The organism is Pseudomonas sp. LBUM1643 (assembly GCF_059716215.1).
The window spans coordinates 2,536,477-2,556,671 of the sequence record NZ_CP166813.1 but is presented as its reverse complement, the minus strand read 5'-3'; the positions used below and the strand labels follow the sequence as shown (position 1 = coordinate 2,556,671).

General features: G+C 58.7%; 21 protein-coding genes and 1 tRNA gene. 11 read left to right on the top strand and 11 right to left on the bottom strand.

Features of this window, described 5'->3' with window-relative positions; translation table 11 throughout:
* The first annotated feature begins 394 nt into the window (after positions 1-394).
* Complete coding sequence (locus tag ACA063_RS11540; RefSeq protein WP_497665958.1) at positions 395-925, top strand: cupin; 531 nt, start codon at positions 395-397, stop codon at positions 923-925.
* 154 nt (positions 926-1,079) lie between these two features.
* Here ACA063_RS11540 and ACA063_RS11535 read toward each other — a convergent pair whose 3' ends face one another.
* Together ACA063_RS11535 and ACA063_RS11530 are read right to left on the bottom strand one after the other, a co-directional pair.
* Positions 1,080-1,472, bottom strand: a complete 393-nt coding sequence (locus ACA063_RS11535) for a GFA family protein (RefSeq protein WP_194693423.1) — start codon at positions 1,470-1,472, stop codon at positions 1,080-1,082.
* Positions 1,473-1,531: 59 nt separating this feature from the next.
* Positions 1,532-2,011 (bottom strand): VOC family protein, encoded by a 480-nt coding sequence (locus ACA063_RS11530; RefSeq protein ID WP_162440673.1) that lies wholly within the window; start codon positions 2,009-2,011, stop codon positions 1,532-1,534.
* A gap of 217 nt (positions 2,012-2,228) precedes the next feature.
* Here ACA063_RS11530 and ACA063_RS11525 point away from each other — a divergent pair, with 217 nt between their 5' ends.
* Positions 2,229-2,759, top strand: coding sequence for a glyoxalase superfamily protein (locus ACA063_RS11525; RefSeq protein ID WP_497665957.1), 531 nt, complete (start codon positions 2,229-2,231; stop codon positions 2,757-2,759).
* 471 nt (positions 2,760-3,230) lie between these two features.
* Here ACA063_RS11525 and map read toward each other — a convergent pair whose 3' ends face one another.
* Positions 3,231-4,004 carry a type I methionyl aminopeptidase gene (map, locus tag ACA063_RS11520; RefSeq protein WP_497665956.1) on the bottom strand — a complete coding sequence of 258 codons (774 nt, stop codon included), beginning with the start codon at positions 4,002-4,004 and terminating at the stop codon, positions 3,231-3,233.
* Positions 4,001-4,267, bottom strand: coding sequence for a ParD-like family protein (locus tag ACA063_RS11515; RefSeq protein WP_497665955.1), 267 nt, complete (start codon positions 4,265-4,267; stop codon positions 4,001-4,003). Before ACA063_RS11515 ends, map begins: the two co-directional genes overlap by 4 nt.
* Before the next feature lie 149 nt (positions 4,268-4,416).
* Between ACA063_RS11515 and ACA063_RS11510 the strand changes: the two genes are divergently transcribed.
* From ACA063_RS11510 to ACA063_RS11500, 3 genes are all read left to right on the top strand, one after another.
* Positions 4,417-4,845: a nuclear transport factor 2 family protein gene (locus ACA063_RS11510; RefSeq protein WP_497665954.1), complete on the top strand. Its 429-nt coding sequence runs from the start codon at positions 4,417-4,419 to the stop codon at positions 4,843-4,845.
* 345 nt (positions 4,846-5,190) lie between these two features.
* Positions 5,191-6,567 carry a pyridoxal-phosphate dependent enzyme gene (locus ACA063_RS11505; RefSeq protein ID WP_497665953.1) on the top strand — a complete coding sequence of 459 codons (1,377 nt, stop codon included), beginning with the start codon at positions 5,191-5,193 and terminating at the stop codon, positions 6,565-6,567.
* Positions 6,564-7,742, top strand: coding sequence for a trans-sulfuration enzyme family protein (locus tag ACA063_RS11500; protein WP_497665952.1), 1,179 nt, complete (start codon positions 6,564-6,566; stop codon positions 7,740-7,742). The genes ACA063_RS11505 and ACA063_RS11500 overlap by 4 nt, the downstream gene beginning before the upstream one ends.
* 44 nt (positions 7,743-7,786) lie before the next feature.
* On the opposite strand, the gene ACA063_RS11495 is transcribed toward ACA063_RS11500, so the two are convergent.
* Positions 7,787-8,242: a GNAT family N-acetyltransferase gene (locus ACA063_RS11495; RefSeq protein WP_497665951.1), complete on the bottom strand. Its 456-nt coding sequence runs from the start codon at positions 8,240-8,242 to the stop codon at positions 7,787-7,789.
* A gap of 291 nt (positions 8,243-8,533) precedes the next feature.
* Here ACA063_RS11495 and ACA063_RS11490 point away from each other — a divergent pair, with 291 nt between their 5' ends.
* Positions 8,534-9,484 (top strand): phosphotransferase, encoded by a 951-nt coding sequence (locus ACA063_RS11490; RefSeq protein ID WP_497665950.1) that lies wholly within the window; start codon positions 8,534-8,536, stop codon positions 9,482-9,484.
* A 120-nt stretch (positions 9,485-9,604) separates the two neighbouring features.
* On the opposite strand, the gene ACA063_RS11485 is transcribed toward ACA063_RS11490, so the two are convergent.
* Positions 9,605-9,679 (bottom strand) — tRNA-Gln (locus ACA063_RS11485).
* A gap of 303 nt (positions 9,680-9,982) precedes the next feature.
* On the opposite strand from ACA063_RS11485, the gene ACA063_RS11480 reads away from it, so the two are divergent.
* Positions 9,983-10,444: a hypothetical protein gene (locus ACA063_RS11480; RefSeq protein ID WP_497665949.1), complete on the top strand. Its 462-nt coding sequence runs from the start codon at positions 9,983-9,985 to the stop codon at positions 10,442-10,444.
* 25 nt (positions 10,445-10,469) lie between these two features.
* Here ACA063_RS11480 and ACA063_RS11475 read toward each other — a convergent pair whose 3' ends face one another.
* The 3 genes from ACA063_RS11475 to ACA063_RS11465 all read right to left on the bottom strand — a co-directional run bounded on the left by ACA063_RS11475 (position 10,470) and on the right by ACA063_RS11465 (position 12,741).
* A complete protein-coding gene (locus tag ACA063_RS11475) occupies positions 10,470-10,907 on the bottom strand; it encodes an HIT family protein (protein WP_497665948.1) in 438 nt (145 codons plus the stop codon).
* Positions 10,908-11,040: 133 nt separating this feature from the next.
* The gene (locus ACA063_RS11470) at positions 11,041-11,421 is read right to left on the bottom strand and encodes a RidA family protein (RefSeq protein WP_497665947.1); all 381 of its coding nucleotides are present in this window, start codon (positions 11,419-11,421) and stop codon (positions 11,041-11,043) included.
* A 219-nt stretch (positions 11,422-11,640) separates the two neighbouring features.
* Positions 11,641-12,741: a polyamine ABC transporter substrate-binding protein gene (locus tag ACA063_RS11465; RefSeq protein ID WP_497665946.1), complete on the bottom strand. Its 1,101-nt coding sequence runs from the start codon at positions 12,739-12,741 to the stop codon at positions 11,641-11,643.
* A 770-nt stretch (positions 12,742-13,511) separates the two neighbouring features.
* Between ACA063_RS11465 and msrA the strand changes: the two genes are divergently transcribed.
* On the top strand, positions 13,512-14,021 hold the full coding sequence (gene msrA / locus ACA063_RS11460; RefSeq protein WP_497665945.1) for a peptide-methionine (S)-S-oxide reductase MsrA: 510 nt from the start codon (positions 13,512-13,514) through the stop codon (positions 14,019-14,021).
* Positions 14,022-14,379: 358 nt separating this feature from the next.
* On the opposite strand, the gene ACA063_RS11455 is transcribed toward msrA, so the two are convergent.
* Positions 14,380-15,378, bottom strand: a complete 999-nt coding sequence (locus tag ACA063_RS11455) for a bile acid:sodium symporter family protein (protein ID WP_497665944.1) — start codon at positions 15,376-15,378, stop codon at positions 14,380-14,382.
* Positions 15,379-15,463: 85 nt separating this feature from the next.
* Between ACA063_RS11455 and ACA063_RS11450 the strand changes: the two genes are divergently transcribed.
* A complete protein-coding gene (locus ACA063_RS11450) occupies positions 15,464-16,252 on the top strand; it encodes an AraC family transcriptional regulator (RefSeq protein WP_497665943.1) in 789 nt (262 codons plus the stop codon).
* Between the two features lie 183 nt (positions 16,253-16,435).
* On the opposite strand, the gene treS is transcribed toward ACA063_RS11450, so the two are convergent.
* On the bottom strand, positions 16,436-18,502 hold the full coding sequence (gene treS / locus ACA063_RS11445) for a maltose alpha-D-glucosyltransferase (protein ID WP_497665942.1): 2,067 nt from the start codon (positions 18,500-18,502) through the stop codon (positions 16,436-16,438).
* A gap of 201 nt (positions 18,503-18,703) precedes the next feature.
* On the opposite strand from treS, the gene ACA063_RS11440 reads away from it, so the two are divergent.
* Together ACA063_RS11440 and ACA063_RS11435 are read left to right on the top strand one after the other, a co-directional pair.
* Positions 18,704-19,210, top strand: a complete 507-nt coding sequence (locus tag ACA063_RS11440; RefSeq protein ID WP_162440653.1) for a sigma-70 family RNA polymerase sigma factor — start codon at positions 18,704-18,706, stop codon at positions 19,208-19,210.
* Positions 19,207-20,184, top strand: coding sequence for a FecR domain-containing protein (locus ACA063_RS11435; protein WP_497665941.1), 978 nt, complete (start codon positions 19,207-19,209; stop codon positions 20,182-20,184). The genes ACA063_RS11440 and ACA063_RS11435 overlap by 4 nt, the downstream gene beginning before the upstream one ends.
* Positions 20,185-20,195 lie beyond the last annotated feature (11 nt).

Below are 20,195 nucleotides of genomic sequence, written 5' to 3'. Positions count from 1 at the left end.
CACCGGACGAAAGGGGCAAGAGCGCTTTGGTTACTTTCGCGCTTTTCGAAAGTGACTCGCTGTAAAAGCGAAACCAATAGCAGCCATGACCGCAGGAATGGATATGTACACCCGCAAGAATCTCGCCGCCAATAATGTCGTCATCGCCGGCAAGCCAGCTCCCACAGTTTGATCCGGTTACACCAGGGAAGAATCGGTCGGCTATCAGGCTGCCATCGCTGGCAAGCCAGCTCCCACACTTGATCGGGTGACATTCGGGAGAGAATGGTCGGCTGTCAGGCCGCTATCGCGAGCAGGCTCGCTCCTACAGTGGGATCGGGTACATTCACAGGAAATCAGGTGCCTGTCAGGCCGCGAGCAAGCTTTGCTCCTACCGGGAGAGAAAGGAGACCTTATGAATACGTCGGGAACAGTCAAAGCTACCGTCCAGACCCTCATGTTTGAACGCAACCAATGGGTCCCCAACAATCCACGCCTGCCGGTCCTTGTCTACACCAAGGCGATTGCCATCGGAGGCAGTGATCCGGCGGCACTGTTCGAAAAGACGTTCAGCACCCACGGCTGGCCGCCGCAATGGCGATACGGGATTTACAACTATCACCACTACCACACCGAAGGCCATGAAGTGCTGGGCGTCACCAGTGGCCAGGCACGCCTGATGCTGGGTGGCCCGGACGGGCATGTGCTTGACGTTAGTTCAGGCGATGTACTGCTGCTGCCCGCCGGTATCGGCCACTGCAATCTGGAGTCGAGCGAAGACTTTCTGGTCGTCGGCGCTTACCCGCCGGGACAGCGTGCCGATATCTGTCGCGAGGCCCCCACCCAGGCCCAACTGGCGCGCATCGACACTCTGCCGTTTCCCGACACGGACCCCGTGCAAGGTCTGCAAGGCGCCGTGCAAAAGTACTGGGTGCCCCAGCGCTGAACGGTCGCAGTCAATCATGCGCCGCGCGAACTTTCCCGCTGAAGACCTTGAAGCCGTAAGGTTGTAGATGAGCGTCACCGGAATCAGCAGCGCAAACCTGGCCAGCAAGTAACACCATTCGCTCGCAATAGCATGGTCGCACACGGGGTGCGGCCTACTCCTCCAGTCGGCCCGGATTTTCACGATCGCGCTCATACCGTCTCGTCAACGGAAACGACGGCAACCAGGACTCACGCCGCACGATCCAGCTCTCGTAGGTCGGCGTGAGTTGGTCCGGTGCATCGAGGGATCCCAGGTTCACTTCGATTTCGTCGTCGGTGCGCGCAAAGACAGAGGAACCACAACGAGGGCAGAAAAACCGGCCGGCGTAGTCCCGGGTTTCGCCCTCGATGGTCACCGCCTCCTGAGGGAATATGGCGCTCGCATGAAACAGGGCCCCGTGGTGTTTACGGCAGTCGAGGCAATGACACAGGCCCACCCGGTAAGGCCGACCAATCGCCTCGAGGCGGACGTTGCCACACAGGCAACCACCGTTGAATCGCTCCATGCTGCACCTCCTCTGAAAACCTGTGGCATGTACGCGACATCGTGCGGATCAAGCGCCGGTCACCCCTTCAGAGCCGCCTCTATCGCCGCGACGTCGATTTTTTTCATCTGCATCATCGCTTCGAAGGCACGCTTGGCCGCCGCTCGATCAGGGCTGGCGATGGCCGTCGACAAGATGCGTGGCGTGATCTGCCATGACAGACCCCACTTGTCCTGGCACCAGCCACAGACGTTCTCCCTACCGCCATTGCCGATGATCGCGTCCCACAAACGGTCCGTTTCAGCCTGATCGTCGGTCGCCACCTGAAATGAAAACGCCTCGTTGTGTGTGACCCCCGACCCGCCGTTCAGACCCAGGCAAGGAATGCCCATCACCGTAAATTCAACCGTCAAGACATCGCCCTGCTTGCCCGCCGGATAATCACCCGGCGCCCGATTGACAGCCCCTACGGCACTGTCCGGGAACGTCTTGGCATAAAACGTCGCTGCATCCAGGGCCGTGCCGTCGTACCAGAGACAAATCGTATTTTTACTGATCATCTTGGTTCTCCAGGATAGAACTGAGACAACAATTCTAGCAGTGGATACGAAGATCTAATTGTGGGAGTGATGTACCATCTGCCCGGGCCGATGCTGCCCGCCGCTCGCTTCCGAAAGGACAGGTGAAAGCATCTCTTCTCCCCAAATCCTGTTGATTCTCTTGACGGTCGAGGTTTGGCAACGCGAGCACCCACATGCCTGGACCACAGGAGGAACAATGATTTCAATCGAGCAAGCCAAGCAGATGGCCAAGCGGCTGCGTACTTCGCTGGAAGTACGCAATCAAGAGGTGTCCCACGCCACCGCGCTTGAAACGGTGGCGCACCAGTTGGGCTACAAGGACTGGAACACCGCATCAGCGCTGCTGCCACAGGAAAACGCCACGCCCGGGATAACGTTCGACAAAGCCATTCCGATTTTGCGGATGTTTGACGAGACCAAGGCGCGTGAGTTTTACCTGGATTTCCTGGGATTCAGCGTCGAATTCGAACACCGTTTCGAAGCCGATCTACCGCTGTACCTGGGCATCAGCCGCAACGGTCTGCACCTTCATCTCTCGGAGCATCATGGCGATGCGAGCCCTGGCTCGACGATATTCGTTCCGATGCAAAATATCGAAATGCTGCGAGACGAATTGCAGGGCAAACGCTACGGATACGGACGGCCGGATATCGTTGAACAGGGCTGGGGAAAGATCCTCGAGGTCTACGATCCTTTCGGTAACCGGATCCGGTTCTGCCAAAGCTGACCTTGCCGTGCGGACTGGGTAACCCGGTCCGCTTCGGTGATCTTCAAGCAGTTGAAAAACCCGGTCGCTCCTGGCAAAAGTCAGAGAGCGTCCGGGCTCGCCCCTGACTCTGGCGCATTGAGAAAGGTGTTCCAGACCTCATAAGCATCGTGATGCCGTTGAGTCGCCTCTTCCCATACGGGCCCAGACACACATCTGGAGGAGACCAGGTGCATCATGGCCATCGTAGCGGCGTCCAGTTCGATCAGAAGTTCGTGGGATTTGGTTCTGAAGTCGTCTACCGATGTCATTGAGTGCGCCCCGGGCGGATATCACCGCCATTGCGAAGCAAACCTCCACCGTTCATCGAGTGAATCCATCCGAGATAATTCATACCGTCTGACCGCCGGTACGTACACGTCTTCACCCTACTCCCTGTATCAGCTGCCGAAGCCTGCATTCGGCGGCTGCTAAAGAGGTGCGCAGAATGCTTCAGTCGGTACTGTCCGGCCAAGGCGTCAACACCTGATAACCCTCGTCTGTGACCGCCACCATGTGTTCCCACTGCGCTGAGAGGGACTGATCCTTGGTGACCACGGTCCAGCCATCCGCCAGGGTTTTCACGTGGCGTTTGCCGGCGTTCAACATGGGCTCGATGGTAAAGATCATGCCGGCCTTGAGCGTCATCCCCTGGCCGGGATAGCCATAGTGAAGAATCTGCGGCTCATCGTGATAAACCTTGCCGATTCCGTGACCGCAGTATTCGCGCACGACGCTGAAGCCGTCTTTCTCCGCAACCGTCTGAATCGCGTGACCAATGTCACCCAGCGTAGCGCCGGGGCGAACCGTGCGAATACCGGCCCACATCGCCTCATAAGTGGTGTTGATCAGCCGTAGCGCATCCGGAGCGGGATCTCCCACGCAGTACATGCGGCTGGTGTCGCCGAACCAGCCATCCTTCACCACGGCAATGTCGATGTTGACGATGTCGCCATCCTTCAGTGGCGTCTTCGAAGGGATGCCATGGCAGACCACGTGGTTCACGGACGCACAGACCGTTTTGGGGAATCCGTGATAGCCGACATTTCCGGGAATGGCTTTCTGCACATTGACGATGTAATCGTGGCAACGCTGATCAAGTTCGTCGGTCGTCACTCCCGCCTTGACGTACGGTGCAATCATCGCCAGCACCTCGGCGGCCAGCATGCCCGCCACACGGGACAGTGCTATTTGTGCCGGCGTGTTGATCGGGACGTGCGCCTTCATTGCTTGGCTCCCGTGGCCGCATGAACCTGATCTGCCCGAGGAAAAGCCTCCAGCGAACCCAACGCCTTCAAATCAAGCCCCCCCGCCAGTTCGGCACGGATCAGCAAGCGACAGATGTCACGGTGATCAAGATTTGGATGGAGCTCCGCCAGCATGCCGATGCGCATCCAGTGCTCGGCCTGGGCATTGATCGAGCGACTCAACGCATCGCTGGCGACCCGCAGATTCTCGTGCATGTGCTCTGAAATTTTTACGATACCCATTGGCTTGCCTAATATGAAATGCATATGAAACGTATATTAGGTATGAAGCCTGCGGATTGCAAATGTTCGGGCATCACCCCCCCTGCCCTTTGAAGATCAGGGTTGGTATAACGTCAGGCCCCGCAGAACAAAAAAAACAGGAGTCGAACATGTCTGAACTGAACCTGCACCCCAACGCCTTGGCGACCTTGAGCCAGTGGCACCAGATGATTGGCAACGCTGATTTGCAGGCCTTGCCCGAATTGCTGGCACCCGACGTGGTCTTCCGCTCGCCGATGGCGCACACGCCCTACCCCGGTGCCGCCGTGGTGGCGATGATTCTCACCACGGTGTTCGACGTCTTCGAGGACTTCAAATATCACCGCGAACTGGCTACCGCGGACGGTTTGAATGTCGTGCTGGAGTTCAGCGCCAACGTGAACGGAAAAGAGCTCAAGGGCATCGACATGATCCGGTTCAACGAACAGGGAAAAATTGTCGATTTCGAAGTGATGGTCCGACCGTTGAGTGGCTTGCAGGCGCTGGGGGAACAGATGGGGCAGCGGCTGGGTGCTTACCTGGCGGCGAGCAAGGGTTGAGTCTGGGGTGATCCGGTAAAAGATCGCAGCCTCGTTGCACTCGACAGCTCCTACAGGTGCGGCTCCCTGTAGGAACTGCGATCGAATAGAAGCCGCACCCCTGGCCTATGCCCTGTACGAACTGCGATTGAAACAATACGGCGACACGGCCTGCTTCATGTAGGAGCTGTCGAGTGAAACGAGGCTGCGATCTTTTGATCTGCCCACACAACCGGCCAGCCATCCACAGTTGCGAATGACACCATCCCGACCTATGGTCCATGCCAGACGTCGCCCGTTTTTGGTGCGATGACTTGCAGCGAAATGCTGTCCATCCATTGCGAATTTCAGTAGCGAGGTGACGACATGCCCAACGACTCCCGCCCTGCCGTGCTCGAACTGATCGGCAACACGCCACTGGTGCGTGTCAGCCGCTTCGATACCGGCCCGTGTACCCTGTTTCTCAAACTCGAATCACAGAACCCCGGCGGTTCGATCAAGGATCGCATCGGCCTGGCGATGATCGACGCCGCCGAACGCGATGGTCGCCTCAAACCCGGCGGCACTATCGTCGAAGCCACCGCCGGCAACACCGGCCTCGGCCTGGCCCTGGTCGGCCGTGCCAAGGGTTATCGAGTGGTCCTGGTGGTCCCCGACAAGATGTCCACCGAGAAAGTGCTGCACTTGAAGGCGATGGGCGCCGAAGTGCACATCACCCGCTCCGACGTTGGCAAAGGTCATCCCGAGTACTACCAGGATGTTGCCGCGCGCCTGGCTCAGGACATTCCCGACGCGTTCTTCGCCGACCAGTTCAACAACCCGGCCAACCCCCTCGCTCACGAATGCAGCACCGCGCCTGAAATCTGGGCGCAGACCCAGCATGATCTGGACGCCATCGTGGTCGGCGTCGGTTCCGCCGGCACGCTGACCGGATTGACGCGTTTTTTCAGCCGCGTGCAACCCGATCTCGAAATGGTGCTGGCCGACCCGGTGGGTTCGGTGATGGCCGAGTACAGCCGCAGCGGCACCCTCGGCACGCCGGGGTCCTGGGCCGTCGAAGGCATCGGCGAAGATTTCATCCCGTCGATTGCCGACCTCTCCAGTGTGCGCAAGGCTTACTCCATCAGCGACGAAGAAAGCTTCGATCACGCCCGCCAACTGCTGCGCGCCGAAGGCATTCTCGGTGGTTCTTCCACCGGCACCCTTCTAGCGGCGGCGTTGCGCTACTGCCGCGAACAAACCGAGCCCAAGCGCGTGGTCAGTTTCGTCTGCGACACCGGTACCCGCTACCTGTCCAAGGTTTACAACGACCAGTGGATGAACGATCAAGGCCTGCTGCAGTACAAACGCTACGGCGATTTGCGCGACCTGATCGCCCGGCGTTTCGAAGATGGCCGGGTGATCAGCGTCGGTCCGGACGACACCCTGCTAACGGCCTTCCAGCGCATGCGCCTGGCCGATGTCTCGCAGTTGCCGGTGCTGGTGAACGGGCAACAACTGGTCGGCGTGATCGATGAATCCGACATCCTGCTCGGCATGCAGGAAGACGCGTCGCACTTTCGCATGACCGTCGCCAGCGCAATGACCGACAAGGTGCAAACCCTGCCGCCCGGCGCCGGCCTGGCAGAACTCCAGGCGGAGCTCGACCGCGGACTGGTGGCAATCATCGCCGACGCTTCGGGGTTCCACGGCCTGATCACTCGCGTCGACCTGCTCAATCATTTACGGAGATCCCTTGCATGAGTCAGCACGATGAAACCGCCCCGTCGCATGCGTTTGCCACTCGCGTGATCCACGCCGGGCAGACGCCTGACCCTTCCACCGGGGCGTTGATGCCGCCGATCTACGCCAACTCCACCTACCTGCAACAGAGCCCCGGCGTGCACAAAGGTCTCGACTACGGCCGCTCACACAACCCGACGCGTTTTGCCCTGGAACGCTGCGTCGCCGACCTCGAAGGCGGCACCCAGGCATTTGCCTTCGCCTCCGGGCTGGCCACGATCTCTACCGTACTCGAACTGCTCGACGCCAATGCACACATCGTCTCCGGCAATGACCTCTACGGCGGCACTTTCCGCCTGTTCGACAAGGTCCGTCGACGCAGCGCCGGGCACCGATTCAGTTTCGTCGACCTGACCGACCTGTCGGCCTTCGAAGCCTCGCTGCAGGACGACACCCGGATGGTCATGGTCGAGACGCCCAGCAATCCTCTGCTGCGCCTCACCGACCTCGCCGCCATCGCTCGCCTCTGCCGTGCCCGAGGCATCATCTGCGTGGCCGACAACACCTTCGCCAGCCCCTGGATTCAGCGCCCGCTGGAACTGGGCTTCGACATCGTCCTGCACTCGACCACCAAATACCTCAACGGCCACTCCGACGTGATCGGCGGCATCGCCGTGGTCGGACAAAACCCCGAACTGGCCGAGCGCCTGGGCTTCCTGCAAAACGCCGTCGGCGCCATCGCCGGCCCGTTCGACGCCTTCCTCACCCTGCGCGGCGTAAAAACCCTGGCGCTGCGCATGGAACGCCACTGCAGCAACGCACTGGAACTGGCGCAATGGCTGGAACGCCAACCGCAAGTCGCACGCGTCTACTATCCGGGCCTGCCGTCACATCCTCAGCACGAACTGGCACAGCGGCAAATGCGCGGTTTCGGCGGCATGATCTCCCTTGATCTGAACAGTGATCTGGCAGGCGCCAGGCGCTTCCTCGAAAGCGTGCAAATCTTCGCCCTGGCCGAGAGCCTGGGCGGCGTCGAAAGCCTGATCGAACACCCGGCGATCATGACCCACGCCACTATCCCCGCCGACACCCGCGCACAACTCGGCATTGGCGATGCGCTGGTGCGTTTGTCGGTGGGCGTCGAAGATGTGGAAGACTTGCGAGCGGATCTGGCTCAGGCGCTGGAGCGGGTGTGATCAGCGTTCGTTAGCGACACCAGCGGGGCCCCGATCCGGCCTCGCTACTTCATCAAACGCTTGTGCATGATGATCGTGCGCTCGTCACCGTGAAACTCATCGCGAATTTTTCGATACCCCAACGCAGCATAAAAGCCCTCGGCAGTGATCGAAGACGGCACCCGCAAACCATCCAGGCCCGCATCGACGGCCACCACATGAATGACCGCCATGAGCTGCCGACCGATGCCGCGCCCTTGATAGTGCGGGTCGACAAACACGCTTCGTACCACGTCCTTATCCAGGCTGGCGGTGGCGACGACCAGTTGATCGACCGTCGCCACATAGACCTGCCGCTGCGCCATCAATCCAAGAATCCCTTGCGGGGAAAACCCCTGCTCCACTCGTGCGATGACGTCGTGCGGGTAATCCTGCGCGTTGGATTCACGCAGTGATCTGATCGTTATGAGGCTGATTGCTGCTGCATCAGGGGTTGCTGCAAGTCGAATCTGATAATCCATTGGGTGTGCCTCCGCTCCGTGGAAAGGCCCATCGTAAACGGATGCGCCGATGGGCGATAGATTGGGGGTAGTCGCTATATATGTTGGGCAGAACCGGAGCAAAACGTCTACCGCCCATGATGGATAGGGAAAAAGTCATAGGTAACTTCCTACCACGCATAACGAGTATTACTTAAGGGTTTCGGACTACAGAAAAAGCGAGCAGAACTCCCTATATCTTTTTCGCTATTGACGCACAGCCTCGGCCAGCAATATGTTTGCAGGAATCTCTGTCATAACGCATTGTCCCGAGTGAAAAAATTGAATCCGCGCCACGAAAAACTTTATAGAGCCCTTAAACTGACTCGCAATGATATTGCTTGCGTGGTGGACGGAGGTTTATTTAATGACGTGCATCGCGTGATCAAGGCGGGGGAGCATTTCTACATAAAATCGTTTTCAGACCAGGCTAAAGCCCTGAATTTTCCTCCCCAGCCAACGACCGCCCTACAGCGGTATGAAATTGCTGTTGCCGTGCATGAGCAAGCTCAAACGGTAGTCACGAGCAACGTGTATGTGCCTCGATTGATGGCCGTGGATCTCGAAAACAGAGCCATTGCCATGGAGGGTGCCAAAGGGATTAACCTGTTCGAATACATGGTGAATCAAGCGACATTCCCTTTTGCTGTTGAAAGGGTTTCACACGTTTTAATATGGCTCAAATCCTTTCATGAATTAAGAAATTCGAACACTCCTGTTCTAAAAATCAACAGTGAAGCGTTCAAACGCTACAAAGCAATTCTTCAATACCAAAAATCCTTCGAATTCTTACAAAACAAAAACCTTGAGGAAGCCAATGTTTTCCTAAACGAACACTTGATAATAGAAGCGACTTTATTGCATGGAGATTTGAACTCCAGAAATATTATTATTTGTGAAGACGGACGCATTGCAATAATAGATTTCGAGCAAGGTCAATTAGGTTGCGGCACACACGACGCCGCCTATTTGATATCGGAAATAGTCATTGCTGCTTCGGTCATCGACGAGGATATCGAATCAGTGATCAACTTGCTCTGGCACTGTTATGAAATTGACACCCGCAATATTGCCAAGTACAGGCGCTTCAGGCGTCACCTGAGTTTCCAAGTTCTGTACCGTCTGAAAGGGCCGTCTCAGGCTATCTGGACGGGGCATTTGAACGACAAGGTAAAAGCCAACATTGATGCCTGGTGTGCCCAGGAACTCAGCAGCCGATTATGAGCTGCACCAGCTTCTCGGATCCGTTGATGTACCCATTTTCCTTTCACACGGAATATCGGAAGCGAGCGCGTCGAAGTGAACGCTAATCACGGATTTTAGACAGGAATAGGTATTGAGAAATGGCAGGGGCGGCTGGATTCGAACCAACGCATGGCAGGATCAAAACCTGCTGCCTTACCGCTTGGCGACGCCCCTGTATCTGTTGCGATGTGCGCGATGCACGGTGTTTCTGTTTTTTCAGTGTGTGAGCAACATGGAAAGTTGCTGCGTTCGCTACCAGCTCCGTAAGGCGCTGTGCAGGAATGCGCGGGAATTTATCAATTTTCGGTTCGTCATGGAAGCCCCCACCGAAATCTTTTTTTGTTTTAAAACAGTCACTTGCCTCTAACGGCAGCGAACAGGTGATGCATTGCCACGTTCGCCTGCCACCTCGCGGAGGATTATTGAGCTATACCGGCTAATCTCCCCTTGCAGTTCTTCAACCCAGGAGGTTTGCAAATGAAGCTCAGACATTCATGCGCAGTCCTGATGATCGCCGTCAGCCTGTCTGGCTGTACGACTTCATCAGACCATGGAGTGACTGTTCCTCTGGTGGCTACCCGGCAGAACACCGGTCAGATCGGCACGGTTACCTTGACCAGCTGGGACAAGCAAACCGGACTCAGTTTCTTTATCAGCGGTGCGCCTGGCGGCACCACCCTGCCCTTGCGCCTCTACACCTTCATCAACAAAGGCAGCTGCCAGCAACCTGGCGCGGTCGCCTATGCACTCAATGATCAGGTCAACACTGAGCGCGAGGCCATACGTGGCTGGACTCTATCCAGAACCGCACCTGTTGAGCTGTCGGTTCTGCTGTCAGGTGAGTACTCGATACTGGTACGAACGGCGCCGGAGAGTGGCAACGTCGATATCTTTTGCGGGGATATCAAGCAAGGAGGCACAGGGCAGGCGCATCCTTGATGGCCTGATTCTGTGGCGACTGAAGTCATCCGCGTTCAAGCAGCAAACCGGCAATTCTTTTACGCAACTCTCCGTGCAACTCCTCTGAATAGGAGATCGCTGTTTTCCAGTCGTAGAACCACACGGGCATCTTGCGTTTGTTTTCCGGCTCTGAGGCGTAACGCGGAAAAATGTGGCAATGCAGCTCAGGCTCCGAATTGCCCAATATCTCGTAGTTCATACGAAGTGCAGCGGTGGCCTGCAAAACCGCGTCTCCGATGCGGGCCATGTCGAGCAGGTAGGTCGCTCGGGCCTCAGCATCGAGATCGTTCAGGCTTGGAACGACAGGGTCGGGTAGCAAGAGGCAGTACCCAGGTAGAAATTGCACGTCGCCCATGACTGCCCAACCGGACGCCATTCGGCAAATGACCTTATCGTTTGTTCCGTTGCGTGCCATCTCTACACGTTGCGATATCAGAGGCATCACTGGTCCTTAGTCGTGTTGTCCATGGCATCGAGTGCCAACCATCGTCATGCCGAGTCTGGGGCAAACTCGCGGATGAAACGTGTCCTGGTGGCGGCGCTCGCTGAGTGACGCCACCGTCAAACACGCCGTTTCAGCCCTTGGCTGCCATCGCCGTCACTTCCACGCGCATGCCTTCCACGGCCAGAGCCGCCACGCCAACGGCGGCACGAACTGGCCAGGGTTTGGCGAAGAAGCGTTTGTAAACCTCGTTAAAGGCTGCGCGATCAGCCATTTCGGTAAGGTAGATGGTCAGGTGCAGGACGCGATCCATGGAACTGCCGGCGCGCTCCAGCGCAACCTTGAGTGCCTGCAGGGTGCATTCGCTCTGCAAGGTGATATCGCCCAGTTCCAGGCTGCCGTCGGCACGGGTAGGGATCTGCGTGGAGACCAGCAGCCCGCCGAAACCGGTGACGTCGGACGAGATGGAATCCTCGTCAGGATCGGGGACGTAGGTGATGTCGTGGTTTGCCATGGGAATCTCTTGGTGAGGGGTCAATGAGGTGGCGGGCCGGTGAAGAAATGAATGCGGCGACGCCTTCTGCCGGAGCAGTTTACAACCCGGATCGAAGAGTTCGCCATGCGCTCCGGCATCTTGCGTGTGTCGGGCAAGGGGGGCGTGCCGCAGATTACTTCTGATTGCGCCCTGCCCCACACCGATGCGCATCCACGCGCAACGGTGTGGGTGTTGGCTTTATTTGTCGGACTTGATGCTGGTCCAGACGCGCGTACGCACGCGTTCGAGCTTCTGCGGAAGGGGCTGCACGACATACAGCGTTTTAAGCGCTTCGCTGGTCGGCGTGAGGTTCGGGTTGCCGGTGATGTCCTTGTTGATCAACGCAAGCGAGTCCTTGTTGGCGTTGGGATAGCCGAGGAAATCACTGATGGGTGCGATGACTTTCGGGTCCAGCAGCGTGTTGAGAAACTCGTGGGCCTCTTCGACGTTCTTCGCGCTTTTTGGAATCGCGAAGGTGTCAAACCAGATCGGCGCGCCTTCTCTTGGCAAGCGCCAATCGACCACCACACCGTTGCCGGCTTCTTTGGCGCGATTGCCAAACTGGTAGAAGCTGCCCGAGTAGCCGATGGCGACGCAGATATCACCATTGGCGATGTCGGTCATGTACTTGGCGGAGTTGAAGTAAGTGACGTAAGGCCGAATCTTCATCATCAACGCCTTGGCTTTCTCATAGTCGTCCGGGTTCTGGCTGTTGGGATCCAGCCCCAGATAATGCAAAGCCAGCGGCAGGATTTCCGACGGTGAGTCGAGCATCGCCACGCCGCAGGCTTTGAGCTTTTCCATGTTCTCGGGCTTGAACACCAGGTCCCAACTGTCCACCGGCGCATTTTCACCCAGCGCGGCCTTGACCTTGGCGGGGTTGAAGCCGATCAGCACGGTGCCGTACATGTAAGGCACGCCGTACAGATTGCCGGGGTCATTCTTGTTCAGCAGCTTGAGCAATTCAGGGTCTTGATGGCTCCAGTTCGGCAGTTTGGACTTGTCGAGTTTCTGGAAAACCCCCGCCTTGATCTGGGTTTCGATGAATTGGTTCGAGGGCACCACCAGGTCGTACCCCGAGTTGCCCGTCAGCAGCTTGGCTTCCAGGGACTCGTTGGTATCGAAGGTGTCCCAGGTCACTTTGATGCCGGTGTCCTTTGCGAAATCCTTGGGCACGGACGGCAGGATGTAGTCCGCCCAGTTGTACACCCTCAGCTCGCGCTGTTCAGCCTGCACGGCGCTGGCGAGCAGCGTCAGCCCACACACAGTGGCGCCCAGTATGCGTTTCATCGTGACCATGGATTTTCCCCAAGTGTGACGTTAGTACGACGGTTTTTATGTTCTGTACACGGCAGCGGTTTTGAAAAAAGCCAAGGGCAAGAAGTCTCGGATGTTGGTTTTGATATCGCTGAGCGCTCGGCAACAAGCGTCCTTGTTCCGATTCTTGCTGACAGTCAGGGCGGATCACAGTGCGAGGTTGGCCAAAAGGAGATCGAAGTGGCCAAAATCCATGTCCATATTTGGACGATGGAGGATGTTGGTGTGCATCGGGAATGGATCTTGGGGGATGAAAAAGCCCGCGCGAGGCGGGCTTGTAATTCGAGTAGGTGGCCAGTGCTGGTATCTGGCTTACAAGGTTTATCAGGACTCCCACACAAGCGTTTTGTGCGCTAGTGCTTCACACGGCATCAGGGCTGGATCTCAGCGCGGAGATCTTTCTAACCGTGTACCCTTCGGAACGCTGCCCCGCGTTTCCTCGCTATCCGCTTGCGCATCAGTCTGCGTCTTCACCTACAGGTTTGAGAATAGCAAAGCCCTCGCAAAAACGCGTTCGCGTTTTAGATTGATTTGGCCTGACATTAGAACTACCGGAAGCAAGAAAAACCTACGCTTGTCCGCGCGTTTTTTATCGGTATACGTGAGGTGAATCAGGCTCGTATAGTCGATCTATACTGCTGGGTCCATGTATCAAACAGCTACACCGACCCGTTCAACAGCCCGGTCGCTGACCAATAGCCAACACACAGCGCCCTGATAAGCACAATTTCACTGACGGGAAGAACCGCAAAATGACGACGCGAACTGAAACCGCCATTCTCGCCGGTGGTTGCTTCTGGGGAATGCAAGACCTGCTCCGACGCTACCCCGGCGTGGTGTCCACGCGGGTGGGTTACTCGGGTGGAGACGTGCCCAACGCCACCTACCGCAACCACGGCACCCACGCCGAAGCGCTGGAAATCGTATTCGATCCGGACCAGATCAGTTATCGGCAAATCCTCGAATTTTTCTTCCAGATCCATGATCCGACAACGAAGAATCGCCAGGGCAACGATGTGGGAACCAGCTACCGCTCTGCCCTCTTCTACCTCAGTGAGGAACAGAAACGAGTCGCGGAAGACACCGTGGCCGACGCCGATGCGTCAGGCCTCTGGCCCGACAAGGTCGTCACCGAAATCGCGCCTGCCGGACCGTTCTGGGAAGCCGAACCCGAGCATCAGGACTACCTCGAACAGTATCCGAATGGCTATACCTGCCATTTCATCCGACCGAACTGGAAACTGCCAAAACGCGCCGAATAATCCCCGATTCACCGCATAACCTGTGGTGAAGGAGCTTGCTCCCGCTGGGTTGCGCAGCGACCCCACTCTTTCACCTAAAAAGCAGGGGCCTGCTACGCAGTCCAGCGGGAGCAAGCTCCCTCGCCACAGAGGTGTTCAGTGGCTATACCTGCCATTTCATCCGGCCGGACTGGAAATTGCCAAACGCGAATCACCGCGTAACCCGTGGCGAGGGAGCTTGCTCCCGCTGGTCTGCGCAGCAGGCCCATTTCTGAGGGGTCGCTGCGCAACCCAGCGGGAGTAAACTCCCTCGCCACAGGGTTATTTGGGTGTATTCAAGGATCAGCCTGACCCGGAGGATTAGTCTGTGTGTCGGCGATCAAGGATCCACCTGCCCCATCATCTCGGCCACCGTTTCCGGGCGTTTGGCGTAACGCTGCGCCAGCACCGCGCAAACCATCAACTGAATCTGATGGAACAGCATCACCGGCAATATCAGCACGCCAATGGTGCTACCGGCGAACAGCACCTGCGCCATGGGCACGCCGGTAGCCAGGCTTTTCTTCGAACCGCAGAAAAGTATGGTGATGCGATCTTCCTGATTGAAGCCAAAAGCCTTGCCAAGCACCGTCGCCGCCACGATGACCAACGCCAGCAAGATGCAGCACACGACCACCAGCCCCGCCAGTTCCCACAGTGGAATCTGATGCCAGATGCCTTCGGTCACCGCCTCGCTGAAAGCCCCGTAGACCACCAGCAGGATCGACCCCTGATCAACGAACCTCAGCCAGCTTTTGTTGCGCGCCACCCAGGCGCCGATCCAGCGACGCGCGATCTGCCCGAGAATAAACGGCAACAGCAATTGCACGCTGATCTTCAAAATCGCATCGAGCGTCGAGCCGCCATCGCCATGAACGTCAAGCATCAGCGTGACCAGCAACGGCGTCAGGAAAATCCCGAACAGGCTGGACGCCGCCGCACTGCAGATCGCTGCCGGAATATTGCCCCGCGCCAGCGAGGTGAAGGCAATGGCCGACTGCACTGTGGCGGGCAGCGCGCAGAGGTAGAGCATGCCCATGTAAAGTTCGTCGCCGATCATGGGCGCCATCAGCGGTTTGAGCGCCAGGCCGAGCAATGGAAACAGCACAAACGTCAGGCCGAACACCAGCAAGTGCAGGCGCCAGTGGCCAGCGCCGGCGATGATCGACTCGCGGGACAACTTTGCACCGTGCAGAAAAAACAGCAGCGCGATGGCACTGTTGGTCAACCAGCCAAAGCCGACCGCGACTTGCCCGCTGGCAGGCAGCACGCTGGCGAGGATCACCACGCCGATCAGGGTCAGGGTGAAGTTATCGGGGAGGAAACGAGGGCGAGTCATCAGAGAGATATCCGGGGGTTGCCAAGGACGTGGGAACGACTCTAACGTGACTGGCGATGACCGACTAACGCCGATGAGCCAGCTGATGCCGCCAAAAGGACATGACAAAAGCGTAAGACGCAGTATTCCCGGGCTTCCCAGCCTGCCGCGACCTGTCTACGGACGTACCGAATCGCTGCCGAACCGTGCGCTGACCCGACGCCACAGCCACCCTTGGGTGCAATTGTCATATGCGATCCAGGGCGTGCTTGAAGTGCAAACCAGTGCCGGACGCTTCGTTGCTCCGCCCGAGCGTGCGGTGTGGATTCCGGCGGGCATGCCGCACCGGGTCTTCAGTTCGCCGCGCACGGAAATGCGCAGCCTGTACCTCGATTGCAGCGTCACGGCCTGGGCGCCGCAGCGCTGCCATGTACTCGGCGTCAGCGACCTGCTGCGGGAGCTGATCCACGCGTTCAGCAAGATCCCGGTGGAGTATGAGCAGGATGGCGCGCAGGGACGGCTGACGCAGGTGCTGCTGGATCAGCTCGCCGAGGCGCCCCAGATAGACTTGATGTTGCCATTGCCTCAGGACAGCCGATTGCGGCAGATTTATCACAGCCTGCAACTGCACCCGGAACAACAGACGACGCTGGCTCACTGGAGCCAGAAATTCGACGTGAGCGAGAAAACCCTGAGCCGGTTGTTCCTGCGCGACACCGGCCTGACGTTCCGCGCATGGCGCCAACGCTCGCGCCTGCTCGGCGCCCTGACGCCCCTGGAACAGGGCGCACGGGTTACCGATGTGTCACTGGCCTGCGGGTATGATTCAACCTCGGCGTTTATCGCAGCGTTTCGGCAGCAATTTGGCGAGACGCCAGGGGAGTTTTTTCGATAGGAGTAACATTTGACGGCTGCAGTGACTCTGAAGAATCTGGTGCCCCCTGTAGGAGCTGTCGAGTGAAACGAGGCTGCGATCTTTTGATCTTGATCTTTAAAAAAAGATCAAAAGATCGCAGCCTCGTTTCACTCGTCAGCTCCTACACAGCTTCTACACAGATCCCACACAGCCCACACTCCGCTAAATCATCGGCGAACTGCTGACCACCCGCAGTGCCAGACCTTCATAAGCATCCAGCGTGATGGTGAAGTCGCCCTCAGGCGTCAGGTCGCCTTCCACCCGTTCATTGATGATATCGACCACCGGCCCCGGTGCGATATTGGGCAGGTGCAGGGTTTCGGTGATCGGCGTCGAACCAAAGTTCAGCGCGGTGATTTGCGTGCCTTTGCCGGCCGGCAGTTCGTGAACCATGATCAGCAGGCCCGGATGCTGCACGTCCGGTACGAGGATCTGGCGACTGGCGGCAATGTCATAAGCGCGGCGCGCGGCGAGGATCTTTTTCAGCTGCGAGGCAAACGAGTCCGGGTCCTTCAATTGGGTCGGCAAGCTGCCGTACAAGGTCTTGGGACGAGGCATCTGACCCGCCGACAATGGCGCGTCCGGGTTGAGGTCCACCAGATCGTAGGCACCGCGATGAATCCAGCGGGTATCACCATCGAGCATCAAGTCCGCGACCTGTTCTGCCGGCAATGGCAATGCACCGACCAGGTCCCAACCCGACAAGGCAAACACCCCCGGCTGCATGGCGTTGTACATCACCAACAGCAGGTGCACCTGCCGAATTTGCTGGGTATCCGCGTCCGTGATCGCGTCGAGATCGCGAATCCCCAATGCCGCAGTGATGATGCTGGCGGTGGTGCACGACACACCGTTGGTGACGAATTTCAGGTTATAGGGCGCATGCTCCCCGGCGAGACGTTCGTACATCTGCTCGCGAATATGTTCGCGCAAGATGCTGCCGGGAAAGGTCTGGCCCTGGTACAGGTAGGTGTCATGGGCGTGCAGCGTCCAGAAATGCACCAGCTCGAGGGTCAGTTCATCGTGGTTTTGCAACGCGTGGATCAGCGAGCCCGGATCAATGCCCAGGGTGTGCATCTGGCGCAGCATCAAGCGCAGGAATTCGGTATCGCCCATCAGCAAGGCATGCTGATAAGCCGGGCGGGTGATGAAGTCATAAGACAGGTCCGCGCCGCCGTGGGACATGGCGGCAATGTCGTCGACCGTCAGGTTCAGCTCCTGAAAACTGAAGCCGCCGGCCTTGCGAATGGCCCCCGCCAGCAACTGGTTACCGGTGATCGACAACGGGTGGCTTTCAGACCAGGCGGTGCCATCAAGCTTGCGCTCCACGCCGAGAAAGCCGTTGGCGTCCAGACGCAGAATCTTTGCGCCCATCACGTCGATGGCATGCAGTGCATCGCCGATGATCATCTGCTGCGCGGCGAACGTCGGGTCCAGCCAGTTCAACGACGGCTGCCCTTCCTTGAAGTAATGCAGGTACACCCAACGCCGCGGCTTACCGTCGACGCCGATCACTACCGGTGTCGCACTCCAGTCGGTTTCCTTGACCCCGGGTTCGAAGAAGATCACTCGTTGCAACTGACCGACGATGTAATGCTTGTCCCGCAGGATGTCGACCTGCTGCGGGCTGAGGTTCTGCGCGTCGCGACCTTCGGCAATGTCCGGCAGCAGCGGCCAGTCCTCCTCACGAATTTCCACCATGTGGTAGAGACCCGGATAGTCCTCATACGCCATCTCGGCCAGGCGAAAATCCGCGCCTTTGCCGGTGTGGGATGGAATAACGTCGTCGATGATCACGGCGTTGTGCGCGGCAGCCATGCGGGTCAGGGCCTGCAACTGCGCCTCGGTGCCCAGTTGCGGGTCGATCTCGAAACTGATGCGGTCAAAGTTGCCATCGATGGTCGGTGTCAGCTCCGTGCCGCGCAAACCGCCCGACATCTTCAGCGGGCCATTGTGAATGCCCTGGATGCCGATTCTCGACAGCGCGTGCCACAGGGTCTCATCGCCCAACGCCTCGAGGACGGTACCGTCTTCGCGAGTGATGATGGACGCCGGATACGCGGTAAACCACACCGACGCCAGCGCCGACGCATCCCGAGGCCGGGTATGGGCGTAGGGCTGCTGCCACAGGCGACCCTGGCCCGAGTAGAGCTTGGCTCGCTGCCGTGCCGCGTGCAGCATCGATTGTTCAACCAGCCAGGACACATGGTTTTTTTCCGCCGCCGTCATAAAACAATCACCTGTTGTCTGGGTTCAAAATCGCACTCGGCCATCTCGCTTCAATGGCAGCGCTCGTTTTCATATGAGGCCCTGTCGGGGCATTCGTTGCATCCCTGGCGCCGACCAATGCCACTATCGAGTGATTGCAGTCGCCACCATCGCACAGGTAGTATTGAGAGCGATTCTCACTCACATCTGGAAAGCCGACCGGTGCAACCCTCTTCGACCCGCAAGCTGGGCTTCTTTTTCAGCGACCACCACCGCTGGCTGCTGCAGCATATCCAGCAGCGCCTGCGCAATCACGCGGACGCCGAGGACACCGCCGCCGACACCTTTTGCCAGTTGCTGGCGGCGCGGGTTGATCCCGACAGCATCGAACAACCCCGCGCGTATTTGTCGACTATTGCCCGGCGGCTGATTTTTGATCGTCATCGGCGGCGCAAGCTGGAGCTGGCCTATGTCGAGCGCCTGTCCCTGCTGCCCGAAGCGCTGGCCCCCTCTCCCGAAGAACAACTGCTGCTGATCGAAGCCCTGGTCGCCATCGACCGGGCCATCGACGGCTTGCCACAGGTCGTCAAGGCCACCTTCCTCTACAGCCAGCTGGACGGCCTGAGCTACGTGGCCATCGCGCAGAAACTGGGGCTGTCGGAACGCACGGTCAGCCGCTACATGAAACAAGCCCTGCGTCAGTGCTACCTGAGTGAGTTGACGCCATGAGCACACGGCGCCTGGACCCTGTCAGCGAGCAGGCCATCGACTGGATGGTCAAGCTGCGTGCCGCGACGCCGGATGCCGCCTTGCAAGCGCGCTTCAATACCTGGCTGGGGGCAGACCCCGCACACCTGCAGGCCTGGACGACCTTGCAGGAACGCCTTGGCGGGTCCTTCAACACCGTCCGCACCCTGGACCGGCGTCTGCCCGGTCAGGCCGGTGAAGCCCGGCAAATTTTGCTTCAACCCCATGGATCGCGACGGGATGCGCTGCGTGTCATTGCCGGTCTCGGGCTGCTCGGCGGCGGCCTGTGGCTGGGCGCGCGCAGCCCGCTGGGAGACTCACTGCTGGCGGACCTGCACACCGGGCGCGGCCAGCGGCAGGATTTCAATCTGGCGGACGGCAGTCGTCTGAGCCTGAACGCCAACAGCGCCGTGGACCTGCGCTTCGACGACAAACAACGGTTGGTGGTCCTGCGCCACGGCGAACTGGTGATTCAGGTGGCGCCCGATCCCCTCCGGCCATTGCGCGTGCGCACGGCCCAAGGTGAAGTGCAGGCGCTGGGGACACGATTCCTGGTGGCTCAGGAACAGGACGCCACTCGGGTGATTGTGCTGCAGCATTCGGTCGAGGTGCGGCTTCAGGACGGCACGACCCGGACGCTGCAGGAAGGTCAGTCAGCCACGCTGGCGGGCGGAAAAATCACGCCCATGATCGGCGACCAACGCGCTCGCGCCGACTGGGTGGTCGGACGGCTGAATGTGCTCGACGAACCCCTTGAGCAGGTCGTCGACGCATTGCGCCCTTACAGCCGAGGGTTTGTCCGCGTGGCACCCGAGGTTCGTCACCTGCGAGTGCAGGGTGTCTTCCCCCTCGACGACCCGGACAGGACCTTCAATGCACTGGCCGAAACCCTGCCGATCCGGGTGGATCGCTACAGTCCCTGGCTGACGCTGATCCGAGCAAATGAGACGAGGTAACCGTCCAAAAG

Excerpts from the sequence above, each read along its gene's own strand:
- ACA063_RS11540 (WP_497665958.1), top strand. The coding sequence starts at position 395 with ATGAATACGTCGGGAACAGTCAAAGCTACCGTCCAGACCCTCATGTTT.
- ACA063_RS11535 (WP_194693423.1), bottom strand. The coding sequence starts at position 1,472 with ATGGAGCGATTCAACGGTGGTTGCCTGTGTGGCAACGTCCGCCTCGAG.
- ACA063_RS11530 (WP_162440673.1), bottom strand. The coding sequence starts at position 2,011 with ATGATCAGTAAAAATACGATTTGTCTCTGGTACGACGGCACGGCCCTG.
- ACA063_RS11525 (WP_497665957.1), top strand. The coding sequence starts at position 2,229 with ATGATTTCAATCGAGCAAGCCAAGCAGATGGCCAAGCGGCTGCGTACT.
- map (WP_497665956.1), bottom strand. The coding sequence starts at position 4,004 with ATGAAGGCGCACGTCCCGATCAACACGCCGGCACAAATAGCACTGTCC.
- ACA063_RS11515 (WP_497665955.1), bottom strand. The coding sequence starts at position 4,267 with ATGGGTATCGTAAAAATTTCAGAGCACATGCACGAGAATCTGCGGGTC.
- ACA063_RS11510 (WP_497665954.1), top strand. The coding sequence starts at position 4,417 with ATGTCTGAACTGAACCTGCACCCCAACGCCTTGGCGACCTTGAGCCAG.
- ACA063_RS11505 (WP_497665953.1), top strand. The coding sequence starts at position 5,191 with ATGCCCAACGACTCCCGCCCTGCCGTGCTCGAACTGATCGGCAACACG.
- ACA063_RS11500 (WP_497665952.1), top strand. The coding sequence starts at position 6,564 with ATGAGTCAGCACGATGAAACCGCCCCGTCGCATGCGTTTGCCACTCGC.
- ACA063_RS11495 (WP_497665951.1), bottom strand. The coding sequence starts at position 8,242 with ATGGATTATCAGATTCGACTTGCAGCAACCCCTGATGCAGCAGCAATC.
- ACA063_RS11480 (WP_497665949.1), top strand. The coding sequence starts at position 9,983 with ATGAAGCTCAGACATTCATGCGCAGTCCTGATGATCGCCGTCAGCCTG.
- ACA063_RS11475 (WP_497665948.1), bottom strand. The coding sequence starts at position 10,907 with ATGCCTCTGATATCGCAACGTGTAGAGATGGCACGCAACGGAACAAAC.
- ACA063_RS11470 (WP_497665947.1), bottom strand. The coding sequence starts at position 11,421 with ATGGCAAACCACGACATCACCTACGTCCCCGATCCTGACGAGGATTCC.
- ACA063_RS11465 (WP_497665946.1), bottom strand. The coding sequence starts at position 12,741 with ATGGTCACGATGAAACGCATACTGGGCGCCACTGTGTGTGGGCTGACG.
- msrA (WP_497665945.1), top strand. The coding sequence starts at position 13,512 with ATGACGACGCGAACTGAAACCGCCATTCTCGCCGGTGGTTGCTTCTGG.
- ACA063_RS11455 (WP_497665944.1), bottom strand. The coding sequence starts at position 15,378 with ATGACTCGCCCTCGTTTCCTCCCCGATAACTTCACCCTGACCCTGATC.
- ACA063_RS11450 (WP_497665943.1), top strand. The coding sequence starts at position 15,464 with ATGCCGCCAAAAGGACATGACAAAAGCGTAAGACGCAGTATTCCCGGG.
- treS (WP_497665942.1), bottom strand. The coding sequence starts at position 18,502 with ATGACGGCGGCGGAAAAAAACCATGTGTCCTGGCTGGTTGAACAATCG.
- ACA063_RS11435 (WP_497665941.1), top strand. The coding sequence starts at position 19,207 with ATGAGCACACGGCGCCTGGACCCTGTCAGCGAGCAGGCCATCGACTGG.